This is a genomic window from Pseudomaricurvus alkylphenolicus (assembly GCF_011683955.1).
Classification (GTDB): Bacteria; Pseudomonadota; Gammaproteobacteria; order Pseudomonadales; family Cellvibrionaceae; genus Pseudomaricurvus; species Pseudomaricurvus alkylphenolicus.
Genome location: NZ_JAAQPI010000012.1, coordinates 85875 through 105767, shown reverse-complemented (window position 1 = coordinate 105767; position 19893 = coordinate 85875). Strand labels below are relative to the sequence as shown.

The following is a 19893-nucleotide window of genomic DNA, read 5'->3' as shown; positions in this document are numbered from 1 at the left end:
GAGAAAGCATAATGGCCAACCAGCGGCGACAAACACATTGCGAGCATATCTGGATTACCGGTGCCAGCAGCGGCATCGGCAGACATCTGGCCATCAAATTGGCGAACTTGGGTCATCGAGTGATCATCAGTGCTCGCAACCGGCAGGCTCTGGAGGATATGGCGTCTGAGCATGAGGGGTTAATCCCTCTGGCTGTGGATGTCGCCGCACCGGGCGCAAAAGAAAACGCCTGCAGGCGGCTTGCGCAACTGACGCCGCGGCTTGATCGTATCATTCTCAGTGCCGGGTGTTGTGAATACTTTGATGTTGACCGGCCTGACTGGCAGATGATGGAGCGGGTCATGTCCGTCAATTACTTCGGTGCAGTGAACAGCATTGCCGCAGCTCTGCCTTTGATGGGCGCCAACGGCCACATTGTCGCGATGGCCTCTCAGGCAAGCCGTGTTCCGTTTCCTCGGGCCCAGGCTTATGGTGCATCCAAGGCTGCGTTGACCTATCTGCTGGAATCCCTGGGAGTGGATTTACACTCGAAGGGTATTGATGTGACCGTGGTGCAGTTGGGCTTTGTGGATACCCCCATGACCGCAGACAACGATTTTCCCATGCCGTTCTTAATGTCTGCTGAAGCGGCGGCGGATCAATTGTTGCGGCAGTTGTCACAGCGGCCCCGATTGATTCGTTTTCCCAGAAGGCTGAGTTGGATGATCAGCCTGGGGCAAAAAATGCCCGGTCTGTGGTACCGTTATATTGCACCTCGATTGAGTCGTGCACAGGAAGAACAACAACGAGCAAGGACTCAAGTATGAAAGTTGCCATCATTGGTGCAGGTATTTCCGGTTTGACCTGCGCTTACTTGCTGCAGGACACAGCTGAGATTACGGTGTTCGAAGCGGCTGATGAGATCGGCGGGCACACCGCCACAAAGCGGGTCAATCTGTACGGGCAGAACTATGATATCGACACCGGATTTATCGTTTTCAATGATTGGACCTACCCCAATTTCATTCGCTTGCTTGATAAGCTGCAGGTGGAATCACAGCCCACCGAAATGAGTTTCAGTGTCAGTTGTGAGCTGAGTGGACTGGAATACAGCGGCAGTAATTTGAACACCTTGTTCGCGCAAAGGAGCAATCTCTTACGCCCCAAGTTCTGGAATATGCTTCGGGACATCATCCGCTTCAATCGTGAGGCCGTGGAAGACCTCGATAACGGTGTGATCGGTCCGGGCACCAGTCTGGGGCAGTATCTTGGCGAAAAGGGTTATGGCCGGGCATTCGCGGAGAAATATCTTGTGCCTATGGGGAGTGCCATCTGGTCCGCCTCCACGGATACGATGATGAATTTTCCACTGCAGTTTTTCGTGCGGTTTTTCCGAAATCACGGCCTGCTGAGTGTCAACAATCGGCCACAGTGGCGGGTGATCAAGGGAGGCTCCAAAAGTTATCTGAAACCGCTGACTCAGGGTTTTTCCAATCAAATTGAAACCGGCAGTGTTATCGAGCGTGTTGAGCGCTTCCCGAATTCGGTGGAACTGGTATTTAAAAACGGCGACAGACAGAGTTTTGATCAAGTGGTATTGGCTTGCCACAGTGATCAGGCACTGGCATTGCTCTGCGATCCCAGTGCCGGGGAACGCTCAGTATTGGGCGCCATGCCGTACCAGCGCAATGAGGTGGTGTTACACACCGACGCGCGCCATCTGCCGGCGCGACGCAGGGCATGGGCCAGCTGGAATTATCGAATACGCGAACAAAACCAGCAGAGTGCGGTCTTGACCTACAATATGAACATACTTCAAGGCCTGGAAGCAGCGGAGACGTTCTGCGTGACGCTAAATGACAGTGAACAGATCGACCCAGAGTCAATCCTCGGGAAATACAACTACAGTCATCCGGTTTTCAGTCTGGAATCGGTAGCCGCCAGCGAGCGTTGGGAGGAAATCAATGGGGTCAATCGCACCTGGTTTTGTGGCGCCTACTGGGCCAATGGTTTTCACGAGGATGGTTGCAGCAGCGGCATTCGGGTGGCCCAAAAGTTGGGGGCCGACTGGTGATTAAACACAGTGCCATTTACCACGGGCAAGTGCGCCACCGGCGTTTTTCTCCCCGTTCGCACGAGCTCAATTACCCTGTGTTTATGCTCTACCTCGACCTTGCTGAAACCGACGAGGTTTTTGCTTTAACGCGAACCTGGTCACAAAATAGCCGGGCACCAGCCCGTTTTTGTCGCGAGGACTTTCTCGGTTCCAAGCATCAACCACTGGACCAATCGGTACGCGATCTGGTGCAGCAACGGCTGGGATTTCGTCCCGATGGTGCCATACGGCTACTGACAAACCTGCGGTATTTCGGCTACCTGATCAATCCCATCAGCTGCTACTACTGTTTCGACCACGGCGATCAGTTGCAGGCCATCGTCGCCGAAGTGACCAATACACCCTGGGGGGAGCGCCACGCGTATGCATTGAAATGTGAGCCTGATCGGAAATTGCAACGTATACAGTTTAACAAGGTAATGCACGTGTCACCGTTCCATCCGATGGATATGAAATACCACTGGTGCAGCAATGTTCCCGGCGAGCGCTTGACCTTGCATCTCGAGAATTGGAACCAGGACAGAGAATCGAAGCAGCACCAGTGCAAAGTGTTTGATGCGACATTGACGTTGGAGCGTGAGCCAGTATCGGCCAGGGTACTGCGCAGGGTGCTGTGGCGCTACCCGCTGATGACGCTGCAAATTGCGCTGGCGATCTATTGGAACGCCGCCAGGCTGTGGCTGAAACGAGTGCCTTTTTACCCCAACAATGGACTATCAAAACCCGTTTAAGATCCCACCACAGGAACAGGACCCATACCCATGAAGGAAACCAGTATCAACAACGGCAAGACGACAGGTGCGGCAGTGGGCCATTTACCAGTTGTAGACGCACCTGCAAAAGCGTTGGATGTTCTGTCGCGACGGATTCTGTTTGCCAGTCTTAAACACTTGCGCGAAGGTCGCCTGGTCATCGAAGATGCTGATGGGGTATTCACTTTTGGCGACGCCGACGCTGAATTACTGGGGCACATGGTTGTGCATCGCTCAAGGGCCTATCGGCAGATCCTGATGGGCGGCTCCATCGGGGCGGGTGAGAGTTTTATGCACGGCGACTGGGGCAGTCCCTGCCTGGTGAGCGTGGTGCAGGTGATGGCCCGCAATATCGCCCTGCTCAATCGCATGGATCGTCAATGGCCTTTGTTCAGGCGTTTACTCAATAAAATCCTGCATCGTTTTAATGCCAACAGTTTGAGTGGATCTCGCAAAAATATCGCCGCTCACTACGATCTGGGTAACGACTTTTTTCAATTGTTTCTGGATCCGCAGCTGATGTATTCGGCGGCCATCTATCCAGATCCCTCCGCGACCCTGGAGCAGGCTTCGCGACACAAGCTTGAGCAAGTCTGTACAAAACTGTGTTTAACACCGGGTGATCATCTTCTGGAAATCGGTACCGGCTGGGGGGGGCTGGCACTGCACGCGGCTCGTCACTACGGTTGTCGCGTGACCACAACGACACTGTCCAAGCAGCAGTGGCAGCACGCACGCGAAGCGGTAATTCGCGAAGGTCTGGAAGATCGAATCACGGTACTGTTGCAGGATTATCGCGAGCTTGAGGGGCAATACGACAAGCTGGTATCCATCGAAATGATCGAGGCGGTGGGGCACGAATATTACGACACTTATTTTCACCGTTGCAGTGAGCTGCTCAAAAGTGATGGCCTGATGCTGATCCAGGCGATCACCATTCCCGATCAACGTTATGACGCCGCTCGCAGTTCCGTGGACTTTATTCAAAAGTACATCTTCCCCGGCGGCGGGTTACCTTCTGTGGAACGCATGGCCACCAGCCTGCGGCGTGTAACGGATATGGTGGCCGTCGATCTTCACGATATCGGCCTCGATTATGCCTATACGTTGTTTGAATGGCGACAGCGTTTTCACCGCCGTATGTGTGAAGTGCAGCGGCAGGGCTTTGACGATGTGTTCTGCCGCATGTGGGATTTCTACCTCGCCTATTGCGAAGGAGGGTTTCGTGAGCGGGCTATCAGTACGGTGCAGATGGTCTTTGCCAAACCACAAGCGCGCCAATTGCCGGTCAGAGGCTAGCGTCATTGCCAAATTGGTATATGCAACTCTGTTCCAGCTCGGTTGGCTGGCTGCGGTGTTGGGCGGAGACCTGCCAGGCTTGATGGCATTGATGCCGATGTTGATCTGCTACGGGTGGTGGTTTTGCCGCGATGCCAGGGGTTGGCTATTTTTGCTGGCTGCCGCGGCAATAGGGATAGTCATTGACAGCTTGCTTATAGCGGCGGGTGTATTGGTCAATGCCAACGGCAATGCCTATCTGCCACTCTGGTTAGCCTGCATATGGCTGATGTTCGCCTCCTGTCTGAGTCATGTGTTTTCCTGGCTGCACGAGCGTCTCTTTTGGGCGTCGCTGTTGGGTGCTGTTTTTGCGCCTTTGTCCTATTGGAGCGGCGTGCAGCTGGGTTCCATGGCCTTCGGTTTTTCAGTCTGGATCAGCCTGTTGGTTTTCGCCGGAATCTGGGCGTTATTGATGCCATTGCTAGTGTGGAGTGCGGGTTGTGTTTTCAAACAGTCAGCGTGACGCACCGTCGCGCAAGTTTATATTGGTGATTTGCGGCCTGTTGTTGGCTTTACACGCTGAAGCGCGGGCGCCACAGGTCATCGGTGAGGCCTACGCCCTTGACGATGGCAGGTTGCTGTACAGGGAATTGCACTTTATAGAAAACACTCGACGAAGGGTTGAATACCGCCTGCCCGATGGGGGCCTCCTGGCGCAAAAACAACTTGACTATAACGGCGCCTCGACCCAGCCATCACTGCAACAACGCAATTGGGTCTCCGGTCGGGAGATCGAGGTCAGACGTGATCGAGACAGCCTGGCCATGAGTTATCGACCCGACGCTCAGCGTCCACTGCGCGAGGCCAGATTGGTGATGAGCCGGGACAGTGTCATCGATGCGGGGTTTGATGAATTTGTGCGTCAGCATTGGCAGCCGTTACTGGCAGGAAAAACCCTGGACTTTGACTTCCTGGCGCTGACTCGGCAGCAATGGGTGCCTTTGAAAATGCAGCGACAACCCTGCCCGGGGCGGAACGATGGATCCATGCTTTGCCTGCAGGTCAAGGCGGCTAATCCATTGCTCAGGCTGCTACTGGAGCCGATCAACCTGGAGTACAGGGACAAGCAGCTGCAGCGTTTTACCGGAGTGAGCAACATCAGCGATGCAAAGGGGAGGGCGTTGGAGGTGGATATCACCTATCGCTATCAAGGCGCGTCTGAAAATCTGCATAATAATTTCTTATCCACGCATAGCAACTATTAATTTAACATATTTGCCCGCCCGCTCTAGCATGCTCCCTTATCCTTAAGTTAACCGGGTTGGGAGAGCGACTGCGTCCATGGCCATCAGCGCGTTTGATTTGTTCAAGGTGGGGATCGGCCCCTCCAGCTCACACACCGTGGGCCCTATGCTGGCGGCCTGCCAATTTGCCAATTGGCTGCGGGAGCAACCCTGCTGGGGAGACGTTGGTGGCGTCAGAGCCGAGATGTTTGGTTCTCTGGGCGCCACAGGCATTGGCCATGGTACGCCTAAGGCCGTGTTGCTGGGCCTGGAAGGTGCGCTGCCCGAAACGGTGGATATCGACTATATGGCGGCCAGGGTGGAAGCCATCGGGCAGCAGCAGAGCCTTAACCTGCTGGGGCAAAAATCCGTCGAGTTTGTACGGCAGCGGGATCTGGTGCTGCACCGTCAGGAAGAGTTGCCCCTGCATCCCAACGGTATGAAATTCAGTGCTTTGGGCCATGATGGCGTTGAGCTGGTTTCCCGAATTTACTATTCCGTTGGTGGGGGTTTTGTTCTCAATGAGACCGAGGCCGGCGAGAACCGGTTGGTTGAAGATCCCCGACAGCTGCTCAGGGATTTCGACAGCGGAGCGCAGCTGTTAAAAATCTGTCAGGACACTGGCCTCAGTATTTCAACCGTTATGCTGCAAAATGAGTCGGCCTGGCGCCCGGAGGCTGAGACTCGCGATGGCCTGTTGGCAATCTGGAAGGTGATGCGCGATTGTGTCGATAAGGGCATCCGTGCTGAAGGTATCTTGCCGGGGGGGCTCAAGGTCAAACGCCGGGCAGCACAGCTGCACCGCAAGCTGTTAGCGGTGCCGGATGCCTCAAAATCGGATCCGCTGACGGCGATGGACTGGGTCACGCTCTACGCTCTGGCCGTCAACGAAGAAAATGCCGGAGGTGGTCGCATTGTCACCGCTCCCACCAATGGCGCCGCCGGCATTGTTCCCGCTGTACTGCATTACTACCATCACTTTGTTCCCGGTGCCAACGAAGATGGCGTGGTGCGATTCCTGCTCGCAGCCGCTGCCATCGGCATCCTCTACAAGCGCAATGCATCTATCAGCGGTGCGGAAGTGGGTTGTCAGGGAGAGGTGGGTTCGGCCTGTTCTATGGCCGCAGCAGGATTGACCGAGGTTCTGGGTGGTTCGCCCCAGCAAGTGGAAAACGCGGCGGAAATCGCCATGGAACATAATCTCGGCTTAACCTGCGACCCCATTGGGGGGTTGGTGCAGGTGCCCTGCATTGAGCGTAATGCCATGGCGGCAGTCAAAGCGATCACGGCCGCTCGGATGGCCTTGCGGGGCGATGGCTCTCATTTTGTCTCGCTCGATAAAGTGATTCGCACCATGCGTGAAACCGGCCGTGACATGCAGGACAAGTACAAAGAAACCGCCCGCGGTGGCCTCGCTGTCAACGTGATCGAAGTCCCGGTCAATATTATCGAGTGTTGATATTCCCATTTGTTTTTTTGATTCCTGATTAACTGGAAGGAGCGCCTATGTCTGGTCTGAACCCGTCTGAATACAAATACACCGAATCCCACGAATGGCTGGCAGTTGCCCCGGCTGAGGGCGGCTACGTCATTACCGTGGGTATCACGGATTTTGCACAGCAGTCACTGGGGGATGTGGTTTACCTGGAGTTGCCGGAAGTCGGAGAAAACATCAGTAAAGGCGACGAAGTGGCGGTAATCGAATCCGTTAAGGCTGCTGGGGAAATCAACAGCCCGATTGACGGTGAGGTGATTGAGGTCAATGAACCCCTGGCGGAATCTCCGGAAACCGTGAATGAAGATGCGCTGGGTGCCGGTTGGATTTTTAAGCTTAAGGTGTCATCGCTGGAGCAGCTCGAGGGGCTGATGAGTGAAGGTGAATACCAGTCACACGCAGAATAGTGCAGAGCCGATCAGCAGGGCTTAACCGCAACTGGCGTTAACGTCTGCCTGGCGTTTTTCGATCAGCTGCAGGTAATAGCGCCGGGTTTCCTCCGGCGTTGCCCGCTGTTGTCGCTTGTTCCACTTTATTACGGTTTGATCCAGTCGATTACGGGCTTTGGCACAGCGTTCATGCTTGCGTTGGAGCTTCTTGGCTCTTTGCAGGGAAGCAGAAGTGTCAGCATTGTTGCCAGTACTGGGGAGGACGTCGTTCTCGACCACCTTGTCGGTCCCCGCGGCCGTGGGTTGAGTGGCCTGAGTCTGGGGCGCTTGCTGCGGCTCAGAGGCAGGCGCTTCGGGCACTTGTTCTGTGCTGGTTTGATCCGTAACGGTTGCGGCTGGCTGAGGTGTTTCAACGGTTTGGCCGGTCTCGGTCGCCGCCGGCTGCAGGTCGCTGATAACGTCGTCCTGCTTCATGGTAGCGCCGGGAGGAGGCTTGTCACTGAACTGGACTTTGCCGTTTTCGTCCACCCAGCGATAAATTCTGGCATCAACGCTGCCAGCAAACAGAAACGCCGTTATTGCCACAGCCGCCATGGCTTGGTGATAGCTGCCGCGCCGCAGTTTACTCATAGGTGATCGCCTGATTCCCCGAACATCAGTTACTCAGCTTTCCAGACTATACCGCAAATGCGAATAATTGGAACGCCACTCCCGCAACAGAGTTTAGCCCATGGAATCAGGTGATGGCGTTACGCAGTTTGCAAAACCTGCAGTAACTGAGCCTCAATTTGTTCCCAGTGACAGGGTTCGGTGTGAATCATTTCCAGGCGAGCGTCCGAATCTCTGCCATTCTCTAGCCGCTCCACCGAGACCGTGGCGCGCATGCGATTGACAATATGCCAGCCATTCTGGGTACGTAGAACCCCTTTAATCCGGGGTACGGGCAGGCACTCCAGCAGTGAGATCAGGGCCTGGTGATCAAACACATAGTGTTCCGGCATGAGCCAGCCGCAGCTATATCCGAACTCCGCCTGGTTTTCCCGCCGCTCCAACTTGGATACAGGGGATTGATCAGGCTCTGGGCTCTGGACAACCCCGGTGTGAGCATGCGAGCGTTTTGTGGGTTGGCCGCTGGGTTGCACACCATTGTGCGGCCGACTCAACCAGCGCCAGTCGAGCTGACCGTGGCTCACGACCCCGGTGTGTGCTTTTGCAGGTTGCAATTGCTGGCAAAAGCTTTCAAATCGAGCCAGCTGCTCCTCAGTGGCCATATCGGCCTTGGTCGCAATAAGAATATCCGCCAGTTCGATCTGGCTGTGAAACGCCGGCAATTCCAGAAATTTTTCCTGACTCAGGCTCCAGGGGTCGATCAGACAAATCACCGCCTGCATATCGAGCAGGGATTGGTATTCGGGACCGGAGAACTGTTTCACTACCTGCTGAGGGTGAGCCAGTCCGGTGGGTTCAATCAGAATACGATCCGGATGGTGGGTTTGAATCAGCTCGTTCAAGGCCGCCTTTGAGGGCAGCCCCACGGCACAGCACATACATCCACCGGGCACTTCTTTGACAGCAATGCCGTCAGCACTCAGCAGCGCTCCATCGATTCCAACCTCACCGAATTCGTTCACCAGCACCGCCCATTTTTCATCGTTGGGTTTGGTTTTCAGCAGGTGGCGGATTGCTGTGGTTTTGCCGGCGCCCAGAAAGCCGGTAATGATGTTGGTGGGAATAGAATTAAGAATGGATATCATCAGTCTGACAGCTTCTATCGGGTTACAAATAATCGATGGCGGCAAATCGTTCCACCATGTGTTCGACAAACAAGCGCACTTTCGGTGACAAATGGCGATTGCTTGGATAAACCGCCCAAACGGCGGTATCGGTTGGCTGAAAGTCGTTCATCACCTCTATCAGGCGACCCGCTTCCAGCTCACGATGCACATAAAATCTCGGCAGCTGCACCAGACCCAGGCCGGCTTCGGCAGCGGCCAGCAGAGCATGGCCATTGTTGCTATGCCAGCTGCCTTCCACTTTGACATCGGCGTGATGGCCGTTCGCCTCTCGAAAGCGCCAGGTGGCCACTGAACCCACCAGGCAATTGTGTTTTTTCAGGCTCTGGATGGTTTCAGGTCGGCCGTATCGATCCAGATAATCCCGGCTGCCACAGATAATCAGTTTGCGTGAAGCTATGCGCCTGGCGATCAGAGACGAATCCTTGAGCGTTCCGGCCCGAATAGCCAGGTCATAGCCTTCTTCCAGTAAGTCCACATTACGGCTGGTAAAGTCCAGATGAATGTGAACGTGGGGGTGCTTCTGCATAAACTCTGCGGCCGCGGGAGCGATATATCGTTCGCCAAAAGCGCCGGCCACGGTTAATCGCAGGGTACCCCGGGGTTTGGCCTGAAGGTCGAGCACTGCCTGCTCGGCCTCTTCCAACTGACTCAGGATGCTGCGACAGCGCTGGTAGTATGCCTGGCCGGTTTCCGTGAGCGACAGGCGCCGGGTGGTGCGGTTGAGTAGCTGCACGCCCAGGCGGTTTTCCAATTGACTGATCTGGCGACTGACATGGGATTTGGATAGCCCCAACTGCTCTGCGGCAGCAGAAAAACTGCCGCTGTCGACGACCTTGACCAGTATTTCGGTACTATCCCAGCGGTTCATCTCGGTTCCTGGCGCATTATCGAGTTCCTGGGGTTAATCAGAACTTCTCAAGTAAAGGGAAAGGGGTGCCCGTTCAGAGCTCCAGTTTAGCAAGGTTATTGTTTTCTGTGTGCAACAATGAGTTGCCTTTTTATGCGGTTATCATTTTTCAGGGAACAATATATAGTTCTCCCTCATTGCTAAACCATAATTGCTTCGCGCCGTCTGCTGCATTGTCCGGGACGGCGATAAAACCCCAACAATGAGTGACGACCCAGGAGTCTCAACATGAAAACTCGCGCAGCGGTGGCCTTTGGCGCCGGAAAACCTTTGGAAGTGGTGGATGTGGACCTGGAAGGTCCCAAAGCCGGTGAAGTCATGATCGAGCTTAAGGCCACCGGTATCTGTCATACCGATGCTTTTACCCTGTCCGGGGACGACCCCGAAGGTGAATTCCCTGCGATTCTCGGCCACGAAGGCGCCGGCATTGTGGTGGAAGTAGGCGCCGGTGTCACTTCGGTGAAACCCGGTGACACAGTGATTCCCCTGTATACGCCAGAGTGTCGCCAGTGTGAATACTGCCTCAATCCCAAGACCAACCTCTGTCAGGCGATTCGTAGCACCCAGGGTGCAGGCGTCATGCCCGATGGCACCAGCCGCTTCTCGCTGGACGGCAAACCCATCAAGCACTATATGGGTTGCTCCACTTTCTCCAATTACACCGTGCTGCCCGAGATCGCGGTGGCCAAGATTCGCGAGGACGCACCCTTTGACAAGGTCTGCTACATCGGCTGTGGCGTGACTACGGGTATCGGCGCGGTCGTTTTCGATGCCAAGGTCGAGCCTGGTTCAAACGTGGTGGTATTTGGTCTCGGCGGCATTGGTCTCAATGTTATCCAGGGGGCTCGCCTGGCGGGAGCCAACAAGATCATTGGTGTTGATCTGAACCCCAGCAAGGTGGAACTGGCCAAGAAGTTTGGCATGACCCATTTCCTCAACCCGAAAGACGTCGATGATGTGGTTGAAGCTCTGGTTGACATGACAGACGGCGGCGCCGATTACAGCTTCGAGTGTATTGGTAACGTCAATACCATGCGCCAGGCACTGGAGTGCTGCCACAAGGGCTGGGGTGAATCCGTGATTATCGGTGTCGCCGGTGCCGGTCAGGAAATCTCTACCCGTCCGTTCCAGCTGGTGACTGGTCGCGTTTGGCGCGGAACCGCCTTCGGTGGTGCCCGTGGCCGTACCGATGTACCCAAGATCGTCGATTGGTACATGGATGGCAAGATCAATATCGATGACTTGATCACCCACACCATGCCGCTGGAAGACATCAACAAGGGCTTTGATCTGATGCACTCGGGCGAGAGCATTCGCTCAGTGGTTCTGTACTGATCCGGGTGAGAATGAACATGGAATTACTTGCCGAAAACAAGTGCTTTGGGGGCCGCCAGCTGCAGTACAGCCATGCCTCTACCAGTCTGGGCTGTGATATGCGCTTTTCCATCTTCCTGCCGCCTCAGGCGGCGGGAGAAGGGACAAAAGTGCCGGTGCTCTATTGGTTGTCCGGGTTGACCTGTACCGACGAAAACTTTGTGCAGAAGGCTGGCGCTCAGCAGTATGCCGCCAAACACGGTGTCGCTATTGTGGCTCCGGACACCAGCCCCCGGGGCGAGGGTGTGCCTGACGACCCTGAAGGTGCCTACGATTTTGGTCTGGGGGCGGGATTCTACGTCAATGCCACCCAGGCGCCCTGGAGCGAACACTATCGCATGTACGACTACATTCGCGAGGAGCTGCCGGCGCTGGTGGAGGCTGAGTTCCCCGTGGACTCGGATCGTTGTGGTATCTTTGGGCATTCCATGGGTGGCCATGGTGCGCTGACAATCGGTCTCAAGAATCAGGACAAGTTCAAGACCATTTCCGCGTTTGCGCCGATTGTGTCGCCTATGAACTGTCCCTGGGGAGAAAAGGCGCTGTCCAATTACCTGGGGGATGATCAAGAAAACTGGCGTCAGTATGATACCTGTGAATTGATCCGTAAAAATGCCACTCGTCAACAGCCGATTCTGGTAGATCAGGGGGATGCGGACCAGTTTCTGCAGGAGCAGCTGAAACCGGAACTGCTGCAGCAGGCCTGTGCCTTGGCTGAATACGAACTGACCTTGAGAATGCAGCCGGGTTACGACCACAGCTATTTCTTTATGGCCAGTTTTATCGGCGAACACATTGAGTTTCATGCCTCTCATTTAGCCGGCTGATTCCCGCGGGGATCAGTCAGTGGTTGCACCGCCCACCGACAAGTCAGTATTATGCCCGACCCGATGTGAAGGGCGAGTGCACCCATGGCAGAACAATCAGGGCCGACCATGGCTCAGGCGCAGGCCAATCTGGAAAGCCTGCAGCGTATCTTCACCATTCCCGAATCCAGCGGTGCCACCCTGGCCCAGATCGATGCGGCCATCTCCAATAATCTTGACGGCTTTCTGCGTCAGCATATTGTGGCGATAGAGAAAGATCTGTCTGAGATCGAGACGGCGTTCAACAGTGCCGTCATCCCCGAGCAGCCTTATTACGTCTCTGATTACACGGACTTTATCCTCAAGGATCTGGTGTCCCAGTCGGTGCATACCTCCTCGCCAGGATTTGTGGGCCATATGACCTCGGCGCTGCCGTACTTTATGTTGCCGCTGTCGAAGATTGTGACGGCCCTTAACCAGAACCTGGTAAAGGTGGAAACCTCAAAGGCGTTTACGCCGCTGGAACGCCAGGTGCTGGGTATGCTGCATCGCCTGATTTTTCAGGCCGAAGACGGCTTTTATCAGCAGTGGTTGCATGATTCAGAATACGCGTTAGGGGCCTTTTGTTCCGGTGGTACTGTGGCCAATATCACGGCACTTTGGTCGGCCCGTAACCGCTTGCTGGGCGAAGGTAACATCGCCCGCAAAGGGCTCTTTGGTGCTTTGCAGCAGGCCAACCTCAAGGGGCTGGCTATTCTGGTATCCCGCCGTGGACATTATTCGCTCGCCAAAGCCGCGGATCTGCTGGGTGTTGGTCGGGATAACTTGATCGCCATCGATACCGATGGGGATTATCGAGTCAACATGCTGGCGATGAGGGAACGCGCTGCGCAGCTGCAGGAAGAGGGGATGGGTATTCTGTCGGTTGTCGGTCTTGCCGGCGCTACGGAAACCGGCAGTGTCGACCCTCTGGATGAGCTGGCCGATTTGAGTGAAGAGCTCGGAGCGCATTTTCATGTGGACGCGGCCTGGGGTGGTGCGACGCTGTTTTCGGATAAGCACCGGTCATTGCTGAAGGGGATCGAACGGGCTGATTCTGTCACCATCGACGCACACAAGCAGTTTTATGTTCCCATGGGTGCCGGCATGGTGCTGTTCAAGGAGCCGGGCACGCTCAACAGTATTGAGCATCATGCGGAGTACATTATCCGTAAGGGCTCCAAGGATCTGGGCAGTCATACGCTGGAGGGTTCGCGCCCCGGTATGGCGCTGTTGGTGCATGCGGGGCTCAATATTATTGGCCGCAAGGGTTATGAGCTGCTGATAGACCAGGGGATGGACAAGGCGGCGTATTTTGCGGCAGCGATTGATGCCCATCCGGATTTCGAGTTGGTGGTGGAACCCAGGTTGAACATCCTGGGGTATCGCTATTGCCCCGCGTCTTTGCAGCAGCGCTTGCAGGCTGAGCTCCCTGAGGTGAAGCAGAAGATCAATGCGGTGCTGGATCGCATAACCAGTCGTATCCAGAAAGCTCAGCGTGCGGCGGGTAAGACATTTGTGTCTCGTACGCGGGTGGACTGCCATCGTTATGGTGATGAGGTGATCACTGTGTTTCGGGTGGTGTTGGCGAACCCGTTGACGGACCATGAGGTGTTGGATCAGGTGCTGGAGCAGCAGCTGGAGTTGGCTGAACACCCGGAAATTCAGGCCTTGCTGGCGGATATCGATAGTCTCTGAGTTTGATCTGTTGTGACCCGATGCTTTGTCGGGGTCGCACTTTTCTTTGTGAATATTTAATTAAATTAAATTTAGGGGGTGACAAAAGGGTTTGTCGTGGGGTAGTATTTAACTCAGTTAAATTGTGATTGCTTGCTTATCTGGCTTGATTTAACTGAGCGAATTGCGGTGGGTAGTGACGATCCACCAGTTCGTCGGCCCGGGATTCACGGCTTGGGCGGGCGACGCAACCGATGTTCTTGTCTCTGCACTGTTTACAGTCCTGTAAATTTGTGGCTTCCGGCGCCGCCCTTTGGGGAGGCGCCTTTTTTTTGTTTGTGATTTATGAGTCTTGGACTAGCTGGGCTGGTCGATATTCTTGAAGTTGTCGAAGGGGTCGGTGCCACATGCGGCGGCCGGGGCCTTGTTTTCGGAGCTGTCGGGCGCCCCTCCGGGGTTCCCTCAGTCACCCAAAAGCCCGGCAAAAAACGCCGGTCTTTTGGGCTCTTTCGGCGCTCCTCTTTGATGCTCCGAAAACAAGGCCCCGACCACCGCCAACACCGCGGTATACGGAGTTATTTGCCTCAATGTTAATTTGAAGCCAAAACGCTTTGGTGGGGGGTTATTTCTTCTCAGCCTTGGTGTTATCCAGGCTTTCCTTAATCTTCTTAAGGTGTTCATCAATCTCCGGGCTGCGGCGCAGGGCCAGTCCCGTTGCCAGGATATCGACGATGGTCAGAATCATGATCCGGGTGGTCATTGGCACATAGATGGTGGTGTCTTCCAGTTCACTGCCGGAGGTAATGACCAGATCGCAAATATTGGCCAGTGGCGATTTTGGGTCTGTAATGGCCACCACCTTGGCACCGGCGGCTTTGGCGGTCTCGGCGGTTTCCACTGTGGCGTGGGTGCGGCCGGTAAAGGAGATAAACAGAACCACGGTATCGGTATCGGCAGCAGCAGCGGCCATACGCTGTTTCAGATTGTCTTCGTAGGCGATGCAGGGGGTGCCGAGGCGAAATAATTTGTGCTGGGCATCCTGGGCAATAGAGGAACAGCCTCCCATGCCAAAGATCTCAATCCGCTTGGCGGCATCGAGGACGTCAACCGCTGCTTCGATGCTCTCCGTATCCAGCTCCTTGCGCAGGTACTCCAAAGCCCCCTGGTTGGCGCTGATCAATTTATTCACGTAGGTATCGGCATTGTCGTTAATCGACACTGATCGGGTCACATAGGAGGTGTCTTTGGCCAGGCTCTGGGCCAGTTGTACCTTAAATTCAGGGAATCCCTTACAGCCCAGGCCCCTGCACAGGCGGGAGATCATGGGGTCGCTGACCTGGGCCTGGCGGGCGATTTCGGCGGTGGTGGCATGCACTGCGGCTTCCGGGTCGGCCAGAATCACCTCGGCGATGCGGCGTTCGGATTTACTGAGGCTGTCCAGTTCGTGTTTCAGACGGGTTAAAAGCATATATAGCCTTATATATAAGTGTTATTGGCCAGGTTGCACCCTGGGGATGCGCCTAATCCGGCCAAAATATGCCGAAACTTTACCATCGGCGTTCAGTAACATGAAATTTAGCAAAAAATTTAATTAAATTAAAATTACACCGTTGTTTTTGTCGGATTTAGGGGGTTATAATTTAACTCAATTAAATATGAGGCTTCAGAAGCACGCTGTAATAGCCATTTGATTCCCCTCGACAGAAGGGCGCCAGCATCCACACAGTCTGGCGTATGATCAAAAATTGAACAGCTATTATTGAATATAGATGTAGTAATCGGTGAACAGAGTGCTGCTGTTCGAAGCCCAATAAGACAGTGAGAACTTTCGTATGACTCAGGATTTCGACATTGTCATCTTTGGCGGTCTGGGAGACCTGTCCCTCCGCAAATTGCTGCCGGCGTTGTATCGTTCAGAAGTCGCCGGCCATCTTCCCGAATCCGCACGTATCTTTTTAACCGCCCGCTCCGCCGAAGTTGAAGAGTTGGAGAAGGCCAAAATTCACGATTGGCTCCACAACCAGCTAAAGGACGGCGAAAGTGCCGAGTCCCACTGGCAGGTGTTCAGTAAGCGTATCAGTGTGGTTGCCCTGGACGTGACTCAGGCGGACCAGGCCTGGGAGCAGTTGGCGAATCCATTGAGCGAATGCCCAGAGCGTGACCGGGTCTTTTATCTGGCGATGCCGCCCAGTCTCTACGGTGCCACCTGTGAGCAGTTGAGTGGCTTTGGGTTGATTTCGGATAACTCCCGCGTGGTGCTGGAAAAGCCGCTCGGTTATGACCGTGAGTCCGCCGACGAGATCAACGCACTGGTGGCTCAATACTTCCCGGAAGACCACATTTTCCGAATCGATCATTACCTGGGTAAAGAGACGGTTCAGAACCTGTTGGCGCTGCGATTTGCCAACATCCTGTTCGAGCCTCTCTGGAATGGCAAGTACATCGATCACGTGCAGATCAGTCTGTCTGAAGAGGTGGGTCTGGAAGGGCGCACGGCGTTTTATGATCAGGCCGGCGCCATGCGCGATATGATTCAGAATCACTTGTTGCAGTTGTTGTGTCTGGTGGCCATGGAGCCGCCACACAAAATGCAGGCGGACAGTATTCGCACGGAAAAACTCAAAGTATTGCAAGCAATGCGACCCATTACCGGTTATGAGGTGCAGAGCCACACGGTACGTGGCCAATACGTCGAAGGCATGATGAAGGGCGAGTCGGTACCCGGTTATCTGGATGAGCTGGGTCGCGACAGTCAAACGGAAACATTTGTCGCTATCAAGGCTCACATCGACAACTGGCGCTGGAGCGGTGTGCCTTTCTACTTCCGCACCGGTAAGCGTCTGCGCCAGCGTTGCGCTGAAATTGTGATTCAGTTTAAGCCGCTGAGCCACAATGTGTTCGACAACAGCACCGGCCACTTGTCAGCCAACCGGCTGGTGATGCGTTTGCAGCCGGACGAAGGTATCCAGTTGACGGTCATGGCCAAAGAGCTGAACCAGTTTGATATGCGCCTGCAGCAGGTACCGTTGAATCTGAACTTCGCTGAGACCTTCTCCAATATTCACAGTGACGCCTACCAGCGTCTGTTGCTGAACGTGATCCAAAATGACCTGAGCCTGTTTGCCCACCGCGATGAGGCGGATCTGGCCTGGGCCTGGGTGGATCCCATTATTAGCGCCTGGAAAGAGTGCGGTACGCCGGTGCAGGCCTACGAGGCCGGCAGTTGGGGCCCAGACGCATCGGCCGCGCTGTTGCACAGCGACAAGCGTGCCTGGCATAACAACGGTGGCAGTCAGCGAGGTCGTAAACTATGACGATCATTGAGCATCGTTTCGAAGATCGCCAAGCACTGCTGGCCAGTCTGTTTGATCGTATCAGTGCAGCGCTGGAAAACGATCTGCAGCAAAGCGGCAAGGCCAGCCTGTTGCTATCCGGTGGCTCCACACCGGGGCCTTTGTATCGTCAGCTGTCACAAGCGGATCTGCCCTGGCACAACATCAGCGTGGGTCTGGTTGACGAGCGCTGGGTTGAGAGTGATCACCAGGCCAGTAACGAGCGGCTGCTGCGTGAAACACTGGTGCAAAACCGTGCCAGCGATGTTGGCTTCAGCGGCATGAAGAATCCTGCCGAAACTGCTTTAGCGGGTGAGGTTGAGTGTAATGCTCAGTGCGCCACCTTACCCGCGCCCTACAGCCTGAGCCTCCTGGGAATGGGACCCGATGGCCACACAGCCTCTCTGTTCCCTCACGCCCAAGGTCTGGCCCGCGCATTGGATGCTCAGCAACATTGTGCGGCTATTACTGCCATCCCTTCCAAAGTGACGGGAGACTATACCGAACGCATGACCATGACGCCTTGGAGCTTGTTGCAAAGTCAGGCGCTGGTGTTGCTGATCACCGGAGAGGATAAATGGCAGGTGTACCAGGAAGCCAAGAATAACACCTCTGTAGAAGACACGCCGGTGAGCCTGTTTCTGCAGCAGGAGCAGGTGCCGGTAGAAGTTTACTGGGCACCCTGAGATAACAATTGAGGTATTGAGAACAACCATGAGCAGCTTAAATACAGAACTCCAAAGAGTCACCGAGCGCATCATCGAACGCAGTCGCGACACTCGTCAGCAGTATATGCAGCGGGTGGATGAGGCGCTCACCAAAGGCCCGCACCGCGGCCAGCTGGCCTGTGGCAACCTTGCTCACGGATTCGCCGCTTGTAGCGCCGAGGAGAAAAAAGACCTCGCCGGCGATGTCAAAGCCAATATCGCGATCGTTTCTTCCTACAACGATATGCTCTCCGCGCACCAACCCTTTGAGCACGCTCCACAGATGATCAAACAGGCCGTCAGCGAAGCCGGCGGTGTGGCTCAGTTTGCCGGTGGTGTCCCGGCAATGTGTGACGGTGTGACCCAGGGGCAGCCGGGTATGGAGCTGTCGCTGTTCAGTCGCGACGTGATTGCCCAGGCCACCGCGGTGGCCCTTAGCCATAATATGTTTGACGGTGCCCTGTACCTGGGTGTCTGCGATAAGATTGTTCCGGGGTTGCTGATCGGTGCGCTGACGTTTGGGCATTTACCGGCCGTATTTGTACCGGCAGGCCCAATGACCACCGGCATGTCGAACAAAGAAAAGGTACGTATCCGTCAGCTTTACGCTGAGGGCAAGATCGGTCGCGACGAGCTGCTTGAAGCTGAGTCCGCTTCTTATCACAGCCCCGGCACCTGTACTTTCTACGGTACTGCCAACAGCAATCAAATGATGGTTGAAATTATGGGGCTGCACCTGCCAGGCAGCTCCTTTATTAATCCTTATACGCCGCTGCGTGACGAACTGACCAAAGCTGCGGCCAAGCAGGTATTGAAATTTACTGCACAGGGCGAGGACTTCCGCCCCATTGGCCACGCCATTAACGAAAAGGCGATTGTGAACGCGATTGTGGGTTTGCTGGCAACCGGTGGTTCCACCAATCACACCATTCACTTGATTGCCATTGCACGAGCGGCGGGCGTGAAGATCAACTGGGACGATTTTGATGAGCTTTCAAAAGTCGTTCCGTTGCTGACCCGTATCTACCCCAATGGCCAGGCGGACATCAATCACTTCCAGGCCGCCGGTGGTATGGGCGTGTTGATCGACAAGCTGCTGCAGGCCGGGCTGTTGCATGCCGATATCCTGACAGTTGCGGATGATCGTGGCATGACCTCCTATAATCGCGAGCCGGCTCTGCGTGACGGCGAACTGGTGTGGCAGGACTGCCCCACAGAATCTCTGGATGCCGATGTGCTGAGAGGCTGTGACGAACCTTTCTCCGCCAGCGGCGGTCTGCATGTGTTGGACGGCAATCTGGGCCGAGGCGTGATCAAGGTATCTGCCGTTGCTGAAGAACACCGTATCGTGGAAGCGCCTGCGATCGTGTTTGATGACCAGAACGATCTGGTTGCCGCGTTTAAAGCCGGCAAACTCGAGCAGGATTTCGTCGCAGTGGTACGCTACCAGGGCCCCAAGGCCAACGGAATGCCAGAGCTGCATAAACTGACTCCGCCACTGGGTGTGTTGCAGGACCGTGGTTTTAAAGTGGCGCTGGTAACTGACGGGCGTATGTCCGGTGCTTCCGGCAAAGTACCGGCGGCGATCCACTTGAGCCCTGAGTGTGCGTCTGGCGGCCCACTGGCGCGCGTCAAAACCGGCGACCTGGTTCGCCTGAATGCCAACACCGGCGAACTGAAAGTGCTGGTGGACGAAGCCGAATTTGGCAGCCGTATTCCGCTGGCATCCACCGCTGGTGATCACCACCACGGCATGGGTCGCGAGTTGTTCGGCGTGTTTCGAAGCGCAGCGTCTTCGTCCGAAAATGGCGCCTGCTCACTGTTTAATGACGAGTGATGCCCATAAGAGTGTCGCTTGATAAAGAAGATAATCATGATTGGCTGTATCAACAGCCGATTGAGACGGGTGCAGACTGCAGACTAAAAACGAAAACATACCGTCCAAAAAACTGAATTTAACGGA

The 19893-nt window shown here is 55.1% G+C and carries 18 protein-coding genes; 14 read left to right on the top strand and 4 right to left on the bottom strand.

What is annotated here, in order from left to right; translation table 11 throughout:
• The first annotated feature begins 11 nt into the window (after window positions 1–11).
• The 8 genes from HBA55_RS25855 to gcvH all read left to right on the top strand — a co-directional run bounded on the left by HBA55_RS25855 (window position 12) and on the right by gcvH (window position 7310).
• Entirely contained in the window at window positions 12–806 is a 795-nt protein-coding gene (locus HBA55_RS25855) for an SDR family NAD(P)-dependent oxidoreductase (protein ID WP_166997410.1), read from the top strand.
• The gene (locus tag HBA55_RS25850) at window positions 803–2053 is read left to right on the top strand and encodes an NAD(P)/FAD-dependent oxidoreductase (protein WP_166997408.1); all 1251 of its coding nucleotides are present in this window, start codon (window positions 803–805) and stop codon (window positions 2051–2053) included. The genes HBA55_RS25855 and HBA55_RS25850 overlap by 4 nt, the downstream gene beginning before the upstream one ends.
• Window positions 2050–2826 carry a DUF1365 domain-containing protein gene (locus tag HBA55_RS25845; protein WP_338109459.1) on the top strand — a complete coding sequence of 259 codons (777 nt, stop codon included), beginning with the start codon at window positions 2050–2052 and terminating at the stop codon, window positions 2824–2826. Before HBA55_RS25850 ends, HBA55_RS25845 begins: the two co-directional genes overlap by 4 nt.
• 30 nt (window positions 2827–2856) lie before the next feature.
• Window positions 2857–4146 carry an SAM-dependent methyltransferase gene (locus tag HBA55_RS25840; protein WP_166997406.1) on the top strand — a complete coding sequence of 430 codons (1290 nt, stop codon included), beginning with the start codon at window positions 2857–2859 and terminating at the stop codon, window positions 4144–4146.
• Entirely contained in the window at window positions 4106–4648 is a 543-nt protein-coding gene (locus HBA55_RS25835; protein WP_166997404.1) for a DUF2878 domain-containing protein, read from the top strand. The genes HBA55_RS25840 and HBA55_RS25835 overlap by 41 nt, the downstream gene beginning before the upstream one ends.
• On the top strand, window positions 4626–5390 hold the full coding sequence (locus tag HBA55_RS25830) for a hypothetical protein (protein ID WP_166997402.1): 765 nt from the start codon (window positions 4626–4628) through the stop codon (window positions 5388–5390). The genes HBA55_RS25835 and HBA55_RS25830 overlap by 23 nt, the downstream gene beginning before the upstream one ends.
• Before the next feature lie 76 nt (window positions 5391–5466).
• Window positions 5467–6867, top strand: a complete 1401-nt coding sequence (locus HBA55_RS25825) for an L-serine ammonia-lyase (protein WP_166997400.1) — start codon at window positions 5467–5469, stop codon at window positions 6865–6867.
• Window positions 6868–6914: 47 nt separating this feature from the next.
• Window positions 6915–7310, top strand: a complete 396-nt coding sequence (gene gcvH / locus HBA55_RS25820) for a glycine cleavage system protein GcvH (protein WP_166997398.1) — start codon at window positions 6915–6917, stop codon at window positions 7308–7310.
• A gap of 21 nt (window positions 7311–7331) precedes the next feature.
• Here gcvH and HBA55_RS25815 read toward each other — a convergent pair whose 3' ends face one another.
• From HBA55_RS25815 to HBA55_RS25805, 3 genes are all read right to left on the bottom strand, one after another.
• Entirely contained in the window at window positions 7332–7922 is a 591-nt protein-coding gene (locus HBA55_RS25815) for a DUF4124 domain-containing protein (RefSeq protein WP_166997396.1), read from the bottom strand.
• Between the two features lie 119 nt (window positions 7923–8041).
• The gene (locus tag HBA55_RS25810) at window positions 8042–9046 is read right to left on the bottom strand and encodes a CobW family GTP-binding protein (RefSeq protein WP_166997394.1); all 1005 of its coding nucleotides are present in this window, start codon (window positions 9044–9046) and stop codon (window positions 8042–8044) included.
• Between the two features lie 22 nt (window positions 9047–9068).
• Window positions 9069–9956, bottom strand: coding sequence for a LysR substrate-binding domain-containing protein (locus HBA55_RS25805; protein ID WP_166997392.1), 888 nt, complete (start codon window positions 9954–9956; stop codon window positions 9069–9071).
• A 267-nt stretch (window positions 9957–10223) separates the two neighbouring features.
• On the opposite strand from HBA55_RS25805, the gene HBA55_RS25800 reads away from it, so the two are divergent.
• The 3 genes from HBA55_RS25800 (at window position 10224) to panP (ending at window position 13912) form a co-directional block, all read left to right on the top strand.
• A complete protein-coding gene (locus HBA55_RS25800; protein WP_166997390.1) occupies window positions 10224–11330 on the top strand; it encodes an S-(hydroxymethyl)glutathione dehydrogenase/class III alcohol dehydrogenase in 1107 nt (368 codons plus the stop codon).
• Window positions 11331–11347: 17 nt separating this feature from the next.
• Complete coding sequence (gene fghA / locus HBA55_RS25795; protein ID WP_206019973.1) at window positions 11348–12196, top strand: S-formylglutathione hydrolase; 849 nt, start codon at window positions 11348–11350, stop codon at window positions 12194–12196.
• Between the two features lie 84 nt (window positions 12197–12280).
• Entirely contained in the window at window positions 12281–13912 is a 1632-nt protein-coding gene (gene panP / locus HBA55_RS25790) for a pyridoxal-dependent aspartate 1-decarboxylase PanP (protein WP_240946296.1), read from the top strand.
• 601 nt (window positions 13913–14513) lie between these two features.
• Here the strand turns inward: panP and hexR are convergent.
• Window positions 14514–15359: a transcriptional regulator HexR gene (gene hexR, locus HBA55_RS25785; RefSeq protein ID WP_166997386.1), complete on the bottom strand. Its 846-nt coding sequence runs from the start codon at window positions 15357–15359 to the stop codon at window positions 14514–14516.
• Between the two features lie 364 nt (window positions 15360–15723).
• Between hexR and zwf the strand changes: the two genes are divergently transcribed.
• From zwf to edd, 3 genes are read left to right on the top strand one after another with little or no spacing between them, the layout of a single operon-like run.
• Window positions 15724–17205: a glucose-6-phosphate dehydrogenase gene (gene zwf / locus HBA55_RS25780; protein ID WP_166997384.1), complete on the top strand. Its 1482-nt coding sequence runs from the start codon at window positions 15724–15726 to the stop codon at window positions 17203–17205.
• On the top strand, window positions 17202–17909 hold the full coding sequence (pgl, locus tag HBA55_RS25775) for a 6-phosphogluconolactonase (RefSeq protein ID WP_166997382.1): 708 nt from the start codon (window positions 17202–17204) through the stop codon (window positions 17907–17909). The genes zwf and pgl overlap by 4 nt, the downstream gene beginning before the upstream one ends.
• Window positions 17910–17937: 28 nt before the next feature.
• Entirely contained in the window at window positions 17938–19767 is a 1830-nt protein-coding gene (gene edd, locus HBA55_RS25770) for a phosphogluconate dehydratase (RefSeq protein ID WP_166997380.1), read from the top strand.
• The last annotated feature ends 126 nt before the right edge of the window (window positions 19768–19893 follow it).

Excerpts from the sequence above, each read along its gene's own strand:
- HBA55_RS25825 (WP_166997400.1), top strand. The coding sequence starts at position 5,467 with ATGGCCATCAGCGCGTTTGATTTGTTCAAGGTGGGGATCGGCCCCTCC.
- HBA55_RS25815 (WP_166997396.1), bottom strand. The coding sequence starts at position 7,922 with ATGAGTAAACTGCGGCGCGGCAGCTATCACCAAGCCATGGCGGCTGTG.
- HBA55_RS25800 (WP_166997390.1), top strand. The coding sequence starts at position 10,224 with ATGAAAACTCGCGCAGCGGTGGCCTTTGGCGCCGGAAAACCTTTGGAA.
- pgl (WP_166997382.1), top strand. The coding sequence starts at position 17,202 with ATGACGATCATTGAGCATCGTTTCGAAGATCGCCAAGCACTGCTGGCC.
- HBA55_RS25805 (WP_166997392.1), bottom strand. The coding sequence starts at position 9,956 with ATGAACCGCTGGGATAGTACCGAAATACTGGTCAAGGTCGTCGACAGC.
- gcvH (WP_166997398.1), top strand. The coding sequence starts at position 6,915 with ATGTCTGGTCTGAACCCGTCTGAATACAAATACACCGAATCCCACGAA.
- edd (WP_166997380.1), top strand. The coding sequence starts at position 17,938 with ATGAGCAGCTTAAATACAGAACTCCAAAGAGTCACCGAGCGCATCATC.
- zwf (WP_166997384.1), top strand. The coding sequence starts at position 15,724 with ATGACTCAGGATTTCGACATTGTCATCTTTGGCGGTCTGGGAGACCTG.
- fghA (WP_206019973.1), top strand. The coding sequence starts at position 11,348 with ATGGAATTACTTGCCGAAAACAAGTGCTTTGGGGGCCGCCAGCTGCAG.
- panP (WP_240946296.1), top strand. The coding sequence starts at position 12,281 with ATGGCAGAACAATCAGGGCCGACCATGGCTCAGGCGCAGGCCAATCTG.
- HBA55_RS25855 (WP_166997410.1), top strand. The coding sequence starts at position 12 with ATGGCCAACCAGCGGCGACAAACACATTGCGAGCATATCTGGATTACC.
- HBA55_RS25840 (WP_166997406.1), top strand. The coding sequence starts at position 2,857 with ATGAAGGAAACCAGTATCAACAACGGCAAGACGACAGGTGCGGCAGTG.
- HBA55_RS25850 (WP_166997408.1), top strand. The coding sequence starts at position 803 with ATGAAAGTTGCCATCATTGGTGCAGGTATTTCCGGTTTGACCTGCGCT.
- HBA55_RS25810 (WP_166997394.1), bottom strand. The coding sequence starts at position 9,046 with ATGATATCCATTCTTAATTCTATTCCCACCAACATCATTACCGGCTTT.
- hexR (WP_166997386.1), bottom strand. The coding sequence starts at position 15,359 with ATGCTTTTAACCCGTCTGAAACACGAACTGGACAGCCTCAGTAAATCC.